This is a genomic window from uncultured Pseudomonas sp., from assembly GCF_913774235.1.
Lineage (GTDB): Bacteria > Pseudomonadota > Gammaproteobacteria > Pseudomonadales > Pseudomonadaceae > Chryseomonas.
In genome coordinates, this window is the sequence record NZ_CAJYDW010000016.1 from 201,110 (window position 1) to 218,028 (window position 16,919).

Here is a 16,919-nt window from a genome sequence, read left to right on the forward strand (position 1 = left end):
CATGGATCGCTACGCCGTCTTCGGCAACCCCATCGCCCACAGCAAGTCGCCGCTGATCCACAGCCTGTTCGCCGACCAGACCGGTCAGCGGCTGCACTACGGTCCGCTGCTGGCGCCGCTGGACGGCTTCGCCGAGAGCGCCCGCAGCTTCTTCCAGAGCGGCCTGGGTGCCAACGTCACGGTGCCTTTCAAGGAAGAGGCCTATCGGCTGTGCGACGAACTCACTCCTCGTGCACGCCGCGCCGGGGCGGTGAACACCCTGAAACGTCAGGCGGATGGCCGCCTGTTGGGCGACAACACCGACGGCGCCGGCCTGGTGCGCGATCTCACCGTCAATGCCGGTCTGCAACTGGAGGGCCGGCGGGTCCTGGTGCTGGGCGCCGGTGGTGCCGTGCGCGGGGTGCTGGAGCCGCTGCTGGCCTGCAAGCCGGGGCAACTGGTGCTGGCCAACCGCACCGAGCTCAAGGCGGTACAGCTGGCGCGGGAATTCGTCGAGCTGGGCGTCATCGAGGTGGCCGCCTTCTCTACCCTGAGAGAGCCCTTCGACGTCATCATCAACGGCACCTCGGCCAGCCTCGGCGGGGGGCGTCCGCCGATCTCCGAAGCGGTGATCGGTCCGCAGACGGTGACCTACGACATGATGTACGGCAAGGACCTCACTCCCTTCAACCGCTGGGCCCTGGACGAAGGCGCCTTCCACAGCCTGGACGGCCTGGGCATGCTGGTGGAGCAGGCCGCCGAGGCCTTCGAACTCTGGCGCGGGGTGCGGCCGGACGGGGCGCCGGTGCTGGCGGAGTTAAGGCGGCAGTTGGGATAGGCCCGCGACGCTGTTGGACTTCGCTGCGCTCAGCGCAACCTACGGGCGTTTGCGGCCCTGGTGGGCCGCCGCTGCAGCCGCTGCTAGGGACTTCAATCGCGGCCATGGGCCGCTCCTACGGGTATGGATAGGGCCTGTAGGAGCAGCCCATGGCTGCGATCAGCCTGGTAGATTGGGCTAAGGCCGCCTTATCACCGAAGCCCAACACCCAGGAGTCAGCATGGGTGCAGCGGCGGGCTTCTTCGCGCGGCGGGTGACACCGGCCACGCCTGGGCTATACCGAAGCCGATTTCGAAGACCAGGAACCCCGCCAGCAAGGGGCTGGCGCCCTGGTACAGGGCCCAGGCCTGCCAGAGGGCGAACAGGCCTCTGGCCACGGCATCGTAGCGTCCCAACAGCAGCGACGGCCTGACCAGGCGCAGCACGGACCAGACGCACACCAGGGAGCCGAGCAGATTGCCCAGCAGCAGGGCTTCCGGAGGGAACACCGGCAGCGCGGCGAAGCCCAGCCACTGGCCCAGGGCGTCGAGTTGCCTCAGCAGCCAGGCAAGACTCCAGGGGGTGGCGAAGGGTGCGGTGACCAGCAGATCATAGAGGGCGCTGGCGCGGACCAGCCGCAGATAGACAGAGCGATTCCACATGGACGGACTTCCTTGAACGAGAGGAAGGCCAGTGTCGACCCTGGAGTAAGGTCCAGGGTCAAGGAGAACGGATGCGTATCGGTACCCTCGCCCAGGCCACCGGCCTGAGTCGCGACACCCTGAGATTCTACGAGCGGCAGGGACTGCTCACGGCCCACCGTCGAGCCAATGGCTATCGCGACTATCCGCCCGAGGCCGTGGAGTGGCTGGGCTACCTGCGTACCGCCCAGCGGCTGGGCTTCAGCCTGCAGGAGATCGCTGCCAATCTCGCAGAGGTCGAGCGCGCCGCCGATCCCGATGCCTACCTGAAAGGATTGCTGCGCGACAAGGTGGCGGTGATTGAGGCGCGTATCGAGGAATTGCGGGTCCTGCGTCAGACGCTTCATGCGCGGATCGGGGAGTCTTGTCCGCTGCGGGGTTAGCGGCTCTGGGCGTGTTGGGCTTCGATGGTGGAAATATCTCAGTCCAACGCAGGGCCATTCGCTGTCGTGGCGTTTGCCGATGGGGCTCTAATCGCGGCCATGGGCCGCTCCTACGGCTACGAGCTAATCTGTAGGAGCGGCCCATGGCCGCGATCAGCAAAACGCCAAAGCTCATCGGGAGTGGCCGCATCGGCGGACCGTCATGGCCGCGATCGGATGCTCCACGGATGGCCTTGGGTTGAACACCGCGAAACCCAACTGATGTGGGCGCCGAAAAGACTACCGCTAAGCCCCCTCCTCCCCATACCCCTCGGCCAGATGCTGGTCCTTGAGCTTCACGTAGTTGCCGGCGCTGTAGGTGAAGAAGGCCCGCTCCTTATCCTCCAGCGGGCGGATCTGCTTGACTGGGCGGCCGACGTAGAGGTGGCCGCTTTCCAGCCGCTTGCCCGGCGGGACCAGGCTGCCGGCGCCGATCACTACATCGTCTTCCACCACCGCGCCGTCCATGACGATGCTGCCCATGCCCACCAGCACCCGGTCGCCGATGCTGCAGCCATGCAGGGTCACCTGGTGGCCGACGGTGACGTCGTCGCCGATCAGCAAGGGATAGCCGTCCGGATTGAAGGGCCCCGCGTGGGTGATGTGCAGCACGCTGCCGTCCTGGATGCTGGTACGGGCGCCGATGCGGATGAGGTGCATGTCACCGCGGATCACCGTCAGCGGCCAGACTGAGCTGTCTGCGCCGAGCTCGACATCGCCGAGCACCACAGCGGTGGCATCGACGAAGGCGCGCTCGCCGAGTTGCGGGGTCTTACCCTGGAAGGTCCTTATGGTCACGATAGATACCTTTTCTCGTCGGAAGGGTCTTGAGACCTATTAGGATGGGCACCATATAGACCTGTCAAAGCCATCGCCCCGAGGGGAACGCCGTGAGCGCCAGCAATCCGCTGCTTCAGTCCTACGACCTGCCGCCCTTTTCCGCCATCAAGCCCGAGCATGTCGAGCCGGCCATCGACACCGTTCTCGCCGAGAACCGCGCCGCCCTGGCCAAGCTGCTTGAGACCCAGAAGGAGCACCCCACCTGGGCCGGCCTGGTGCTGGCGATGGACGAGCTGAACGATCGCCTGGGCCAGGCCTGGAGTCCCATCGGCCATCTCAATGCCGTGTGCAACAGCCCCGAGCTGCGCGCCGCCTACGAGGCCTGCCTGCCCAAGCTGTCGGCCTACTCCACCGAGATCGGCCAGAACAAGGACCTCTTCCAGGCCTACAGCCGTTTGGCCGAGAGCGAGGAAGCCAAGGGCTTCGACGTCGGCCAGAAGACCACCCTGGAACACGCCCTGCGCGACTTCCGGCTGTCCGGCATCGACCTGCCGCCGGCCGAGCAGCAGCGCTACGCCGCCATCCAGGCGCGCAAGTCCGAGTTGGGCAGCAAGTTCTCCAACCAGTTGCTCGACGCGACGCAAGCCTGGACCAAGCACCTCACCGACGAAGCGGCCCTGGCTGGCCTGCCGGAATCGGCCAAGGCGCAACTGGCCGCCGCCGCCCAGGCCAAGGAGCTGGACGGCTGGCTGGTGACCCTGGAATTCCCCAGCTACTACGCGGTGATGACCTACGCCGACGATCGCGCCCTGCGCGAAGAGGTCTATGCCGCCTATGCCACCCGCGCCTCCGAGCAGGGCCCCAATGCCGGCCAGTTCGACAACGGCCCGGTAATGGAAGAGCTGCTCGACCTGCGTCAGGAGCTGGCCCAGCTGCTGGGCTACGCCAACTATGCCGAGCTGTCCCTGGCCACCAAGATGGCCGAGAGCAGCGACCAGGTGCTGGGTTTCCTGCGAGACCTCGCCGTGCGCTCCAAGCCCTTCGCCCAGCGTGACCTGGAGGAACTGCGCGCCTTCGCCGCCGAACAGGGCGTACAGGATCTGCAGAGCTGGGACACCGGCTACTTCGCCGAGAAACTGCGCCAGCAACGCTATGCGCTATCCCAGGAAGAGGTGCGCGCCTGGTTCCCGGTGGACAAGGTGCTCTCCGGCCTCTTCGCCACGGTGCAGAAACTCTATGGCATCGAGATCGCCGAGCTGCGCGACTTCGAGAAGTGGCACCCCGACGTGCGGCTGTTCGAGATCAAGGAGAACGGCACCTCCATCGGCCGCTTCTACTTCGATCTCTATGCCCGCGCCAACAAGCGTGGCGGTGCCTGGATGGACGGCGCCCGCGACAAGCGCCGCGATGCCCAGGGCAAACTGATCGATCCGGTGGCCTACCTGGTGTGCAACTTCACCCCGGCCAGCCCCGGCAAGCCGGCGCTGCTCACCCATGACGAGGTGACCACCCTCTTCCACGAATTCGGCCACGGCCTGCACCATCTGCTGACCCGCGTCGAGCACGCCAGCGTCTCCGGAATCAATGGCGTGGCCTGGGATGCGGTGGAGCTGCCCAGTCAGTTCATGGAGAACTGGTGCTGGGAGCCCGAGGGCCTGGCGCTGATCTCCGGTCACTACGAGACCGGCGAGCCACTGCCCCAGGAACTGCTGGACAAGATGCTGGCGGCGAAGAACTTCCAGTCCGGCCTGATGATGCTGCGCCAGCTGGAATTCTCGCTGTTCGACTTCGAGCTGCACGCCACCCATGGCGACGGTCGCAGCGTACGCGAGGTGCTGGAAGGCATCCGCGACGAGATCTCGGTGGTGCGTCCGCCAGCCTACAACCGCTTCCCCAACAGTTTCGCGCACATCTTCGCCGGCGGTTATGCGGCGGGTTACTACAGCTACAAGTGGGCTGAGGTGCTGTCCGCCGATGCCTTCGCCAAGTTCGAGGAAGAAGGCGTGTTCAACCCGGAGACCGGGCGAGCCTTCCGCGAAGCCATCCTGGCCCGTGGCGGTTCCCAGGCGCCCATGGTGCTGTTCGTCGACTTCCGCGGTCGCGAGCCCAGCATCGACGCCCTGCTCCGCCATTCCGGGCTGAGCGAGGAGGCGGCGTGAGCGAGCCGATCCGCAAGAGGTTCATCGCCGGGGCCGTGTGCCCGGCGTGCCAGGCGCAGGACACCCTGAAGATGTGGACCCAGGACGGTACGCCCCATCGTGAGTGCCTGTCCTGCGGCTACAGCGATACCCTGGACGAGCGCGGCAATTCCGTTCCCAAGGAATTGCCGACGCGGGTCAATATTAGCGCGCTCAAGCCCAAGAAGCCCGATCCCAAGGTGCAGGCCGTGCAATTCTTTCCCAATCCCAAGCTGAAGAAGCCGGACTAGCGGCACGCCAGCCTGTGAAGACCGCGCCCGGTCCCTGACTCGGCGTGGTTTTTTTTTGTCAGAACCTCGGCAAGCCGTCCAGAAAAAGCAGGATGGGTCGCAGAAAACCGACTCGAAAAGGCTGGGGTCCAAAAGGTTATCCACAAAAACTCAATTCGTTAGCCAGCCGATCATCTTTTTAATGCATTGATAAATAACGGTTTTTAACGATACGTTAGACGGGTCAGGATATATTCCAAAGAGTTATACCGCTTTTGTCCCGGATTTATCCACAGGGTCAGAGGTCTGGAAATGACTCGGGAGTCTTTGTCACTGAACCGCGATCCAAAGCTGCAAGGCGTTCGTTCATCGTTCGAGGAGGCTCCATGCGTACCGCCCTGTCCATCGCGACGCTCTGTCTGTTCAGCAATCTGGCCCTGGCCGCGCCACCTGGCGGCGGACCCGGTGGACCCGATGATCATGGCCCGCGCGGTCCGGCCTGGCAGGAGCCGGACCAGGGGCACGGCAAGGACCATGGTCCTGAGCAAGGTCCGCCTGGGCATGCCGAGGGCGGGCCCGCGGCCAGGGGGCCAGGCGACCTGGGTCCGGCCCGGGAACGCATCCGGGCCTTGCGCGGCCAGATCGGCCCGGGCGGCGAGTTGCCGCCGGGCCTGCGGCTGGAGCGTGGTCGGCCGCTGCCATCCGGTTATGGACGGCCGCTCCCGCCCGGCATCGTCAAGCAGCTGCCGGACTATCCGGGCTACCAGTGGCGGCAGTTGGGTACTGACGTGGTGCTGATCGCCGTCGGCACCGGCCTGGTCTACGCCATCCTGCAGGGCGTGCTGGACTAGCGCTTCGTCGATCTTTCGCTCCTCTCCTTGGCAAGGTGAGGAGCGGCTAGGTCGGTCGTGACCGGCTCTGGCCCAGGCACCAGTGCGGGCCAGAGCCGAGCCGGGCGGCTTAGCAGGGCCGCCCTGGACATCGCTGGAAACCTCCCTGGCACAGTGCCAGCGTAGATTTCAGTAGAATGGCGCCCGCGCTATCCGGCCAGCCGCCTGGCTGGGCACGAAACCGGACCCTCTTCCAATCGGTCTCAACGCCAATCGCTCGTCAAGGATTTCCCATGAGAACCCTGCCCCGTCTGCTGCCGCTGGCCCTGTTCGCCTTGCTCATGGGGCAAGGGACGTTCGCTCGCGCCGAACCAGGCTTGTTCAATCTGCTGGTCGGCAGCTACACCGGCGGCAGTAGCCAGGGGCTGTACGTTTATCGCTTCAACAGCCGCAACGGCCAGATCGACGGCCCGCTGCGCATCGTCAAGGCGTCCAATCCGTCCTTCATTACCCTGTCGCGGGATGGCCGCACCCTGTTCACGGTCAACGAGAACGGCCGCGGCTCCAGCGGCGACACCATCGGTCGGGTCACCTCCTATCGCTTCGAGCCGGGCAATGGCCGCTTGCAGCAGATCAGCCAGGTGAAGAGCCTGGGTGACGAGCCGACTCATTCCAGCCTGAGCAACGATGGCAAGTATCTCTTCGTGGCCAACTACTCCAGCCTGCCGGAAGGCTCCCTGGCGGTGCTGCCGATCCAGGACGGCGGCGTGCTCAGTCCGGTGGCGCAGATCGAATTCCACCAGCCCAGCGAGCAGCATGCCCGCCAGCAGTCCAGCCATGTGCACGCGGCGGTCACTACCCCGGATGGGCGCTTTGTCTTCGCCCCCGACCTGGGTGCCGACAAGGTCTTCGTCTATCGCTATGTCCCGCAGCAGCCGGAGCGGCCGCTGGTGGCTGCCGAGACCCCCTTCGTGCCGGTACCGGAAGGCAGCGGGCCGCGCCACCTGGTGTTCAGCGCCGATGGCCGCTATGCCTACCTGACCCTAGAACTGGTCGGCCAGGTGATGGCCTTCGCCCACCAGGACGGCATGCTGCGCCAATTGCAGAGCTACAGCCTGACGCCCCAGGAATTCGCCGGCGAGCGTGATGCCGGCGCCCTGCACCTGTCCGGTGACGGGCGCTTCCTCTATGTCGCCAGTCGCGGTACCGACAACCAGCTGGCGGTGTTCGCGGTGAATCCCGATGGCACCCTGACCTTCGTCGAGCGCCATCCGGTCAACGGGCTGTCGCCGCGGGAATTCGCCATCGATCCGTCTGGCCGTTTCCTGCTGGTGGCCAACCAGAAATCCAATCAGCTCAAGGTCTTCGCCCGCGATCCCGACAGCGGCAGGCTCGGCGAGGAATTGCAGAGCCTGGACGTCGGGGCGCCGGCTGACCTCAAATTCGTAGCGGTACCCTGAGAAGCTGTTCACGATCTGCTGCGCGTCGGCCAACCTACGTTGAAAACGCCTTCGAAATGCTCATTTACCGCTCGTAAACTGCGCTTTCTCAGGCGTTTGATTCGCTGGCGCTCACCCTTCGGGCCAGCCTCTGGCTGTTACTCCCGTTGGTCGTTGCGCCTTGTTTGGCTCTAGCTCGCGAGATCGTGAACAGCTTCTTATGACCCACTTCGACCGTCTGCACCATGTGGCGCTGATCTGCGCCGACTACGAACGCTCCCGGCACTTCTACACCGAGATCCTCGGCCTGCCGGTGATCGCCGAGACCTATCGTGAGGCCCGGCGTTCCTGGAAGCTGGATCTGGCGGTGGGGGAGCATGCCCAGCTGGAGCTGTTCTCCTTTCCCGATGCGCCGCCCCGGCCCTCGCGCCCGGAGGCCCAGGGGCTGCGTCACCTGGCCTTCGCCGTGGCCGACCTGGACGCCACGGTCGCCCATCTGCAGCGCCATGGCGTGGTCACCGAGCCGATCCGTACCGACGAGCTGACTGGCAAGAGATTCACCTTCTTCGCCGACCCCGACGACCTGCCGCTGGAAGTCTACGAGCGCTGAGCGGCGTTCAGGTCGCTCCGGCTGGCGAATCCTGGGACGTTTCCAGCTCTTCCAGCAGCCAGTCGAGAAAGCGCTGCACCAGCCGCTGGCGCCGCTTGCGCTCGGGCAGGATGGCGTAATAGCCGTAGCGCGACGTGGCCAGACCGGCGAAGGGACGGCAGAGCAATTCCTGCTGCAGCAAGTCGTCCACCAGGTGCCGCCAGCCGATCGCCAGGCCCTGGCCGGCGATGGCCGCCTGGATCACCAGGGTGTAGTTGTCGAAACTCAGCACCGCGCCGGACGGCGCTGCGGGTAGGGGCGCCAGGTCCAGCGCCGGCAACAGGCTCTTCCAGTCGTACCAGCGGCTGTTGGACGCCGCCTTGAGGTGCAGCAGCGGCCAGCGCCCCAGTTCCGTAGCGGGCAGCGGCGGCTGCCGACCCTGGAGCAAGCGGGGGCTGCACACCGGAAAGACCTCTTCGCGAAACAGCGGCCAGGCTTCGCCATGCTTGAAGCGGCCGTCACCAAAGCCCAGGGTGATGTCGATCTCCGGGCCGGGCAGGGGTACCCGATCGCCGGTAACCAGGCTGACGTCCACTTCGGGATGACGGGCATGGAAGCGCGGCAGGCGCGGCAACAGCCAATAGGCAGCGAAGGCGAAGTCGGTGGCCACCTGCAGGACTTCATGGGCCGGCCGGGCAGTGACCAGGCGTACCCCTTCGTCCAGGGTGGCGAGTCCGGCCTCGACGTATTCCTGCAACAGCCGTCCGGCTTCGGTGAGCAGGATGCCGCGATGGACCCGATCAAACAGCCGTACCTGCAACTGGGCTTCCAGACGCTTGATCTGTTGGCTGATGGCTGGCTGGGTAGTACCCAGTTCGTTCGCTGCCGCGGTAAAGCTCAGGCGGCGCGCCACCACCTCGAAGGTACGCAAGCTGTCCAGTGCCAGGGCAGGGCGGTCGGCGGGGGTGGCGTCCAACAGGGTGTTTCCATAACGATTAGACATAAGCCCAGCTTATCCGAAACATTGTCCGCGATGGCCTTCACGCAGATTTTCCAGCGTCGGATGATGAGTCGTCCATAAGCAACCTTGATCCTAGCGGAGGCGCTCTTGTCCAAGCCGACGAACATCCTCTTTCTCATGGCCGACCAGATGGCAGCGCCTATCCTGCCGCTGTACGACGCCGACTCGCCGATCAAGCTGCCCCATCTGCAACGCCTGGCCGAGCGCGCCGTGGTGTTCGATTCCGCCTATTGCAACAGCCCGCTGTGCGCCCCCTCGCGCTTCACCCTGGTGAGCGGCCAGCTGCCGTCGAAGATCGGCGCCTACGACAACGCCGCCGATTTCGCTGCCGACATTCCCACCTATGCCCATCACCTGCGCCGCCTCGGCTATCGCACCGCGCTATCGGGCAAGATGCACTTCTGCGGCCCGGATCAGCTGCACGGCTACGAGGAGCGCCTGACCAGCGACATCTATCCGGCCGACTACGGCTGGGCGGTGAACTGGGACGAGCCGAACGTGCGCCCGAGCTGGTACCACAACATGTCCTCGGTGCTGCAGGCCGGGCCCTGCGTGCGCACCAACCAGCTGGATTTCGACGAGGAGGTGGTCTTCAAGGCGCGCCAGTACCTCTACGATCACGTGCGGCGCGGTGACGACCAGCCGTTCTGCCTGACCGTGTCCCTGACCCACCCCCATGATCCCTACACCATCCCGCGGGAATTCTGGGATCTGTATGCCGGGGTTGACATTCCCCTGCCCGACGACGCCATCCCCCAGGCCGAGCAGGACCCCCACAGCCAGCGGCTGCTCAAGGTGATCGACCTCTGGGACAAGCCCCTGCCCACGGCCAAGATCCGCGATGCCCGCCAGGCCTACTATGGTGCCTGCAGCTATGTCGACGCCCAGGTCGGCCATTTGCTCAAGACCCTGGAGGAGTGCGGCCTGGCCGAGGATACCGTGATCGTCTTCTCCGGCGACCATGGCGACATGCTCGGCGAGCGTGGGCTCTGGTACAAGATGCACTGGTTCGAGATGGCCGCCCGGGTGCCCCTGCTGATCCATGCCCCGGCACGCTTCGCCCCGGCGCGGGTGTCGGCCTCGGTATCGACGATGGACCTGCTGCCGACCTTCGTCGAGCTGGCCGGCGGCAGTCTGCCCGAGGACCTGCCCCTGGACGGGCGCTCGCTGCTGCCGCACCTGGAAGGACGCGGCGGGCACGACGAGGTCATTGGCGAATACCTGGCCGAGGGCACCGTCAGTCCGCTGCTGATGATCCGCCGCGGTGCTTACAAGTACATCCACTGCGAACTGGACCCGCCGCTGCTGTTCGACCTGCAGAACGATCCGCTCGAGCAGGAGAACCTGGCTGGCAGTACCGATTACGCCGAGCTGCTCGCCAGCTTCCAAGCCGAAGTCCACCAGCGCTGGGATCTCGCGCGCCTGCACGAGGAGGTACTGGCCAGCCAGCGGCGCCGCCGCTTCGTCGCGGCGGCCCTGACGCAAGGCGCACGGACCAGCTGGGATCACCAGCCCTTCGTCGATGCCAGCCAGCAATACATGCGCAACCACATCGACCTCGACGATCTGGAGCGCCGCGCTCGCTACCCGCAACCCTGAACCTCACTGGATGGAGAACGGCCATGCAACAAGGAATCATCGCGACCCTAACCCTGGGCCTCGCCCTGGCCAGCCTGGCGGCCCAGGCCGAGGAGCAGGCCTGCGCCACCGTCCGCCTCGCCGATCCGGGCTGGAGCGACATCGCTGCCACCAATGCCGTCACCGGGGTGGTACTGCAGGCCCTCGGCTATGGCGCCAAGGTCGAGACCCTGGCCGTTCCCATCATCTATGGCGGCATGGCCAACGGCCAGGTGGACGCCTTCCTCGGCAACTGGATGCCGGCGCAGCAGGCGCACTACGACCAGTTCGTGAAGAGCGGCCAGGTGACCGAGCTGGCGCAGAACCTCAGCGGCACCGAATTCACCCTGGCGGTGCCCACCTACGTCTGGGAGGCCGGGGTGAAGACCTTCGCCGACCTCGCCAAGCACGCCGACCAGTTCGACAAGAAGATCTACGGCATCGGCGCCGGCGCGCCGGCCAACCAGTCGCTGCAGAAGATCATCCAGGGCGATGAATATGGCCTGGGTGGCTGGCAACTGGTGGAGTCCAGCGAACAGGCCATGCTGTCCCAGATCGGGCGGGCGGTGAAACGGGACAAGTGGATCGTGTTCCTCGGCTGGACGCCCCATCCCATGAACGTCGACTACCCGATCAAGTACCTCAGCGGCGGCGAGCAATACTTCGGTACCGCCGGCACGGTGAATACCCTGACGCGCAAGGGCTACGCCGAGCAGTGTCCCAACCCGGCGCGGCTGCTGGCCAACATGAAGTTCACCCTGGATATGGAGAACGCCATCATGAGCGCCGCACGGGACAAGGGCGGCAGCTATCCGGCGGCGGCCAAGGCCTGGCTCCAGGCCCATCCCCAGGTGCTGCAACCCTGGCTGCAGGGCGTGACCACCCGCGACGGCCAGCCGGGTCTGGCGGCGGTCCAGAAGGCGTTCTGATCGCCTGGGGGTGGCGACGGCCTGTGCGCGCCGTCGCCCTGCTTAGGCGTCCAACCGCTCTGGAACGCCCGATAGACGTAGGTATCTGGCCGGCGAACCGGCTTGAGTTCAGGTGTAGAGCAGTTCTTAATTAAAGAGGTTAACTAAAGCAAAACCCACAATCGATCTCCCTTGCCGCTCGCGCGGTTGCGAGGCTTTTCCATGGAATGGTTTTCCCACCTGCGGTTGGGGCTGAAGCTACAAATCGCCTTCGTCAGCTGTGCGCTCATCACCTTGATCATCGGAGGGCTGGGCAGCCTCGGGACCACGCAGCTGTCCAGTAGCCTGCAGCAGGTGTTCGCCTACGACCTGGTGTCCTATGCCAAGGTCGCCGAGGCCAAGGCCGCGGCCATTTCCCACAACCGTGACATCTATGTGGTGCTGTCGATGACCTTTGGGGAGGCACCCAAGAGCGAGATCGCGGAGACGCTGACCGAGCTGGAAAGCTACCGGCGGACCAGCGAGCAGACCATCGCCAGCTATCGCGCCTTGCCAGTGCAGGCGGACGAACGCGCGCTGAGTGAGCCGCTGCAAGCTCAGTGGTCGGCCTACCAGGCCAGTTCGGCGAAGGTCCTCGCGGCCTTGGCCGCGGGCGACATGGCGGGCGTGCCCGATATCCTGCGCAATGAGTTCTTTCCTCTCTATCTGCAGCTGATGAATACCTTCGATAAGCTGAGCGAACTCAAGAACCAGCAGATCGGCGCCGGTGCCGAGCAGGCGGCCATCACCGCCGACAGCGTCAAGTCCAAGCTCTATGTCGGGATCGGCATCGCCTTCGTCGTGGCGATCGGCCTGGGGCTGCTGATCACCCGCTCCATCACAGCTCCCATCGGTGTCGCCGTGGCGACCGCGCGCCGCATCGCCGAAGGGGATCTGAGCGGATTGATCCACAGCACCCGCCGTGACGAACCCGGCCAGTTGCTGCAGGCGCTGGAGCGGATGCAGGGGCAGCTCAAGCTCACCCTGCAAGAGATCAACGCCGCCGCCAAGCGCCTGGCGGCGGCGGCGGGAGGCCTCGATCGCATCACCGACGAGAGCGCCCAGGGCACCGAGCGGCAGCACGATGAGATTCAACAGGCGGCCACCGCGGTCACCGAGATGACCACCGCGGTGGAAGAGGTCGCCCGCAACGCGATATCCACCTCCGAAGCCACCCGCGATGCCAGCCGGGGTGCCGAAACCGGACGCTCCCGGGTGCAGGAAGCCGTCGCGGCCATCGACGGCCTGAGTCAGGCTCTAGGGTCGTCCAGCGCCACCGTCGAGCAACTCGCCGAGCAGGTAAGCAGCATCGGCAACGTGGTGGACGTCATCCGCAGCATCGCCGAGCAGACCAACCTCTTGGCCCTGAACGCGGCCATCGAGGCGGCCCGGGCCGGTGATCAGGGCCGAGGCTTCGCCGTGGTCGCCGACGAGGTCCGGGCGCTGGCCGCCCGGACCCAGGCTTCCACCGGTGAGATCGAGCGCATGATCAATGGCGTGCAGCAGGGCGCCGTGCAGGCGGTCCGTGCCATGGGCGACAGCCAGGGACTGATCCAGGAAACCCAGGGCGCCGCGCAGCTGGCGGATCAGGCCTTGGCGCACATCACCCAGATGGTCAGTGGTATCAACGAGCGTAATCTGGTCATCGCCAGTGCCGCGGAGGAGCAGGCGCAGGTGGCGCACGAGGTGGATCGCAACCTGAACAACATTCAGCAACTGTCGACCCAGACCGCGCAGGTCGCGCAGCAAACCCGGCAGGCCAGCAAGGAGCTGCTGCAGGTTACCGATGTCTTTACCGGACTGGTGGCGCGGTTTCGTCTCTAGGGGCTGGTCCTACTTGAGCCCCAACCGCTTCGCCAGCCGGGCGAGGTTGGCACGGTCCAGTCCCAGGGCGGCGGCGGTCAGCGTCCAGTTCTGCTGGTGCTGTTCCAGGGCCAGGCTAATGGTCTGGCGCTGGAAGGCCTCGGTGGCCTCGCGCAGGGTGGCGCCGCTGTCTTGGTCGTCGGCCGCGGGCAGGGCAGCAGTGGCCACCGGCAGGCCGAGCTGATCGTTGTCCAGGGTCAGGATGCCGCCGAGTTCCGGGCGCTCGGCGTTGGCCTTGAGCGCCGCCCGGCTGATCAGGTGGGACAGCTCGCGCACGTTGCCTGGCCAGTCGTAGGCCAGCAGCGTCCGCTGCGCCGCCGGAGCCAGCCGCAGGCCGCGCAGACCCAGGCGTGCGCGATTCTGTTCCAGGTAGAAGCCGGCCAGCAGCAGGACATCGCGGCCGCGCTCGCGCAGCGGCGGTACCAGCAGTGGATAGACGCTCAGGCGGTGATAGAGATCGGCACGGAAGCGCCCGGCGCGCACCGCCTCGGCCAGGTCACGATTGGTCGCCGCCACGATGCGTACGTCGACGATGAGTTCGCGATCCGTGCCCAGGCGTTGCAGATGACCGCTCTGCAGCACCCGCAGCAGCTTGGCCTGGGCAGCGAGCGATAGCTCACCCACCTCGTCGAGGAACAGGGTGCCGCCATCGGCCAGTTCGAAGCGGCCACGGCGCTCGCTGACCGCGCCGGAAAAGGCGCCCCGGGCATGGCCGAACAGCTCGCTTTCCACCAGGGCCTCAGGCAGGGCCGCGCAATTGAGGCTGATCAGCGGCCGCTGCTGGCGCAGCGAGCGGGCGTGGACCGCCTCGGCCACCAGCTCCTTGCCGACACCGGTCTCGCCAGTGATGAGCACCGTCAGGTCGCTGGCCGCCACCGTCTCGATTTCCTGGCGCAGGCGCTGGCTGGCCGGACTCTGGCCGATGAGTTCGCGGGGACGTTGGTGCCCCACCGATTGCTGGTAGGCCACCGCCAGCTCATGCTCGCTGACCAGGCGCGCGGACAGCTGGCGGATGCGCTCGGCGGCGGCCACGGTAGCGGCCGCCAGGCCGGCGAAGGCGGCGAGGGTGGTGAGATCCTTGGGCTGGGCGTTCTGCGCCTGCAGCGAATCCAGGGTCAGCAGGCCCCAGAGCTGGTCCTGGACATAGAGCGGACAGCCGAGGCAGTCATGGACCACCAACTGCCCATGCAGGCCTTCCACCAGGCCGTCATAGGGATCGGGCAGGTCGCAGTCGGCGGCGAAGCGGGTAGGGGTGCGACTCGCCAGCAGCAACGCCAGGCGCGGATGCTCGGCGACCTTGAAGCGGCGGCCCAGGGTATCGGCATTGAGGCCGTGTACCGCCAGGGGCACCAGCACCTCGCCTTCCAGGCGCAGCAGGGCTACCGCATCGAAGGGCAGGATCTTGCGCAGCGCCGCCAGCAAGGTGGCGTAGCGCTGCTGATCGGGCAGGTCGCGGGCCAGATCGGCGACCAGCGGGATCATCACTTCGAGCAGGGTAGGGACAGTCAATTTGACCTCAGGGAGTCACAGGGACCTGGTCATTATGACCCGCCATTCCGGTAAAAGCCTGTATTGGCGCGACTTTTCACCTGGCATGACTCGTGAAAAGAGCAGGGCAGTCCTGTTTGGAGATTCTTGCCATGCCGTCACACGACCAACGCGCCATCATCAAGGCCACCATACCGCTGCTGGAAACCGGCGGTGAAGACCTGACCCGGCATTTCTACGACAAGCTGCTCGGCAACAACCCTGAGATCCGCCCGCTGTTCAATGGCGCCCACCAGGCCAGCGGTGCCCAGGCCCGGGCGTTGGCGCGGGCGGTCCTGCTGTATGCGCGGAACATCGAGCAATTGGATACCCTGGGGCCGCTGGTCGAGCAGATCGTCAACAAGCACGTCTCGCTGCAGGTCCAGCCGGATCACTATCCGCTGGTAGGCATCGCCCTGCTGCAGAGCATCCGCGAGGTACTGGGGGCCGACGTTGCCACCGACGCGGTGATCGACGCCTGGGCCGCTGCCTATGGCCAACTGGCCAACCTCCTGATCGGGGCTGAGGAGCGCAAATACGCCGCCCAGGCCGAGGCCGCTGGTGGCTGGCGCGGCGCCCGGCCGTTCCGCATCGCGCGGATCGAACCGGAAAGCGAGGAAATCAGCTCTTTCTACCTGGAGCCGGTGGACGGCTTGCCGACCAGCATCGCCCAACCCGGGCAGTACCTGGGGCTGAGCATCACTCTGGAGGGCGTCGAATACCGCCGCAACTATTCGATCTCGGCGGCCAGCCGCGGTCAGGGCTATCGAATCAGCGTCAAGCACCAGCCGGGTGGTGTGGTCTCGCGCTTCCTGCACAGCGAGGCCCACGAGGGCAGCGTGCTGCAGGTCTTCGCGCCGGCCGGGGAATTCGTCCTCAAGGCGTCGACCAAGCCACTGCTACTGATCGCCGGTGGCGTGGGCATCACACCCTTGCTGCCGATGGTCTCGGCGGCGCTGCCCAGTGGACGGCCGATCCAGGTCATCCACTGCACGCGCCACCCCGGGGCGCAGGCTTTCGGTCACTGGCTGGAACAGCTGGCCGCCCATCATCCGCAGCTGCAGCTGTATTTCTGCTACAGCCAGCCGCTGGCCGGCGAAGCCCTGGCGTCGCGCCTGGATCTGCTACGCCTGCAGCGCTGGCTGCCCAAGGAGCGCGACCTGGATGCCTATGTCCTGGGCCCGCAGCCCTTCATGGCCCAGGTGCGCCGCGATCTGCTCGAACTGGGGGTGCCGGCAGGGCAGATCCGCCACGAATTCTTCGGGCCGGCGACGGATCTCTGAAAAGGAAACGCCCGCGACCTGAAGGGCGCGGGCGTTTCATCGGCTGGCGAGGCGCACCGCCGGGCGGTGGCGCCTGCGGCCAGGAGCTAGCGACGCTGGTAGACGATGTCCTTGCTACCGGCCTCACAGCTACCCACTACCTTGGCGGATGCCGCGGCACTGCCCTTGTCCACCACCTCGAGGCTGTAGTTCGCCACGTGCTTGGCTTGCAGCTTGGCATCGATATCGGCCTTGACCGTGTCGCACGAGGTGCCTGCGGCGAAGGCGCCGCCGCTCAGGGCCAACAAACCGAGGGTCATCACGAGTCTACGCATCTTGCCTGTCCTTTTGCGGGGGAGGGAGGGATTACGGCTCAGCTGGCTTCGATACGGAAGCCGATCTTCAGCGTGACCTGATAATGCGCCACCTTGGCGTCCTGAATATGACCACGAATCTCGCCGACTTCGAACCATTCCAGATTCTTCACCGACTTGGCGGTTTCGGCCAGGGCGTTGTTGATGGCGTCTTCGACGCTGGTGGTGGAGGAGCCGACGATTTCCAGCTTCTTGTAGGTGTGGTGATCGGACATGAACTGTCTCCTGGGTCAGCAATGACGGGCGTCGCAGCCGTTGGCTGGCAACGCGTTGACCGGTGTCGCGGTCGACTCGCCGGGAAGGGTGCCGCTGACATTTCAGGCCGCGAAAAGCCCCGATAAGTT

General features: G+C 65.9%; 17 protein-coding genes. 11 read left to right on the forward strand and 6 right to left on the reverse strand.

Annotated features, from left to right (window positions below):
* Position 1: 1 nt before the first annotated feature.
* Entirely contained in the window at positions 2–817 is an 816-nt protein-coding gene (gene aroE, locus QZ471_RS16105) for a shikimate dehydrogenase (RefSeq protein ID WP_295465589.1), read from the forward strand.
* Between the two features lie 215 nt (positions 818–1,032).
* Here the strand turns inward: aroE and QZ471_RS16110 are convergent, their stop codons facing one another.
* A complete protein-coding gene (locus QZ471_RS16110) occupies positions 1,033–1,458 on the reverse strand; it encodes a hypothetical protein (protein ID WP_295465591.1) in 426 nt (141 codons plus the stop codon).
* A gap of 71 nt (positions 1,459–1,529) precedes the next feature.
* Between QZ471_RS16110 and QZ471_RS16115 the strand changes: the two genes are divergently transcribed.
* Entirely contained in the window at positions 1,530–1,880 is a 351-nt protein-coding gene (locus tag QZ471_RS16115) for a MerR family transcriptional regulator (RefSeq protein ID WP_295465594.1), read from the forward strand.
* 285 nt (positions 1,881–2,165) lie between these two features.
* On the opposite strand, the gene QZ471_RS16120 is transcribed toward QZ471_RS16115, so the two are convergent.
* Positions 2,166–2,717, reverse strand: coding sequence for a gamma carbonic anhydrase family protein (locus QZ471_RS16120; RefSeq protein ID WP_295465596.1), 552 nt, complete (start codon positions 2,715–2,717; stop codon positions 2,166–2,168).
* 92 nt (positions 2,718–2,809) lie between these two features.
* Between QZ471_RS16120 and prlC the strand changes: the two genes are divergently transcribed.
* The 5 genes from prlC (at position 2,810) to QZ471_RS16145 (ending at position 7,985) form a co-directional block, all read left to right on the forward strand.
* Complete coding sequence (gene prlC, locus QZ471_RS16125; protein ID WP_295465598.1) at positions 2,810–4,858, forward strand: oligopeptidase A; 2,049 nt, start codon at positions 2,810–2,812, stop codon at positions 4,856–4,858.
* A complete protein-coding gene (locus tag QZ471_RS16130; RefSeq protein WP_295465600.1) occupies positions 4,855–5,127 on the forward strand; it encodes a YheV family putative zinc ribbon protein in 273 nt (90 codons plus the stop codon). The genes prlC and QZ471_RS16130 overlap by 4 nt, the downstream gene beginning before the upstream one ends.
* A 365-nt stretch (positions 5,128–5,492) precedes the next feature.
* On the forward strand, positions 5,493–5,957 hold the full coding sequence (locus QZ471_RS16135; RefSeq protein WP_295465602.1) for an anti-virulence regulator CigR family protein: 465 nt from the start codon (positions 5,493–5,495) through the stop codon (positions 5,955–5,957).
* Positions 5,958–6,229: 272 nt separating this feature from the next.
* Positions 6,230–7,396, forward strand: coding sequence for a lactonase family protein (locus tag QZ471_RS16140; RefSeq protein ID WP_295465604.1), 1,167 nt, complete (start codon positions 6,230–6,232; stop codon positions 7,394–7,396).
* A 199-nt stretch (positions 7,397–7,595) separates the two neighbouring features.
* On the forward strand, positions 7,596–7,985 hold the full coding sequence (locus QZ471_RS16145; protein ID WP_295465606.1) for a VOC family protein: 390 nt from the start codon (positions 7,596–7,598) through the stop codon (positions 7,983–7,985).
* Positions 7,986–7,992: 7 nt separating this feature from the next.
* On the opposite strand, the gene QZ471_RS16150 is transcribed toward QZ471_RS16145, so the two are convergent.
* Positions 7,993–8,967, reverse strand: a complete 975-nt coding sequence (locus tag QZ471_RS16150; protein WP_295465608.1) for a LysR substrate-binding domain-containing protein — start codon at positions 8,965–8,967, stop codon at positions 7,993–7,995.
* A gap of 105 nt (positions 8,968–9,072) precedes the next feature.
* On the opposite strand from QZ471_RS16150, the gene betC reads away from it, so the two are divergent.
* The 3 genes from betC to QZ471_RS16165 all read left to right on the forward strand — a co-directional run bounded on the left by betC (position 9,073) and on the right by QZ471_RS16165 (position 13,373).
* The gene (betC, locus tag QZ471_RS16155; RefSeq protein WP_295465610.1) at positions 9,073–10,584 is read left to right on the forward strand and encodes a choline-sulfatase; all 1,512 of its coding nucleotides are present in this window, start codon (positions 9,073–9,075) and stop codon (positions 10,582–10,584) included.
* A gap of 23 nt (positions 10,585–10,607) precedes the next feature.
* A complete protein-coding gene (gene choX, locus QZ471_RS16160) occupies positions 10,608–11,531 on the forward strand; it encodes a choline ABC transporter substrate-binding protein (RefSeq protein ID WP_295465612.1) in 924 nt (307 codons plus the stop codon).
* 201 nt (positions 11,532–11,732) lie between these two features.
* Positions 11,733–13,373 carry a methyl-accepting chemotaxis protein gene (locus tag QZ471_RS16165; RefSeq protein WP_295465614.1) on the forward strand — a complete coding sequence of 547 codons (1,641 nt, stop codon included), beginning with the start codon at positions 11,733–11,735 and terminating at the stop codon, positions 13,371–13,373.
* Positions 13,374–13,382: 9 nt separating this feature from the next.
* Here QZ471_RS16165 and norR read toward each other — a convergent pair whose 3' ends face one another.
* Positions 13,383–14,921 (reverse strand): nitric oxide reductase transcriptional regulator NorR, encoded by a 1,539-nt coding sequence (gene norR, locus QZ471_RS16170; RefSeq protein WP_295465616.1) that lies wholly within the window; start codon positions 14,919–14,921, stop codon positions 13,383–13,385.
* Between the two features lie 131 nt (positions 14,922–15,052).
* On the opposite strand from norR, the gene hmpA reads away from it, so the two are divergent.
* Positions 15,053–16,222, forward strand: a complete 1,170-nt coding sequence (gene hmpA / locus QZ471_RS16175) for an NO-inducible flavohemoprotein (RefSeq protein ID WP_295465618.1) — start codon at positions 15,053–15,055, stop codon at positions 16,220–16,222.
* An 86-nt stretch (positions 16,223–16,308) separates the two neighbouring features.
* On the opposite strand, the gene QZ471_RS16180 is transcribed toward hmpA, so the two are convergent.
* Together QZ471_RS16180 and QZ471_RS16185 are read right to left on the reverse strand one after the other, a co-directional pair.
* A complete protein-coding gene (locus QZ471_RS16180) occupies positions 16,309–16,536 on the reverse strand; it encodes a DUF1161 domain-containing protein (protein WP_059228574.1) in 228 nt (75 codons plus the stop codon).
* A 38-nt stretch (positions 16,537–16,574) separates the two neighbouring features.
* Positions 16,575–16,790, reverse strand: coding sequence for a dodecin (locus tag QZ471_RS16185; protein WP_007160169.1), 216 nt, complete (start codon positions 16,788–16,790; stop codon positions 16,575–16,577).
* Between the last annotated feature and the right edge of the window lie 129 nt (positions 16,791–16,919).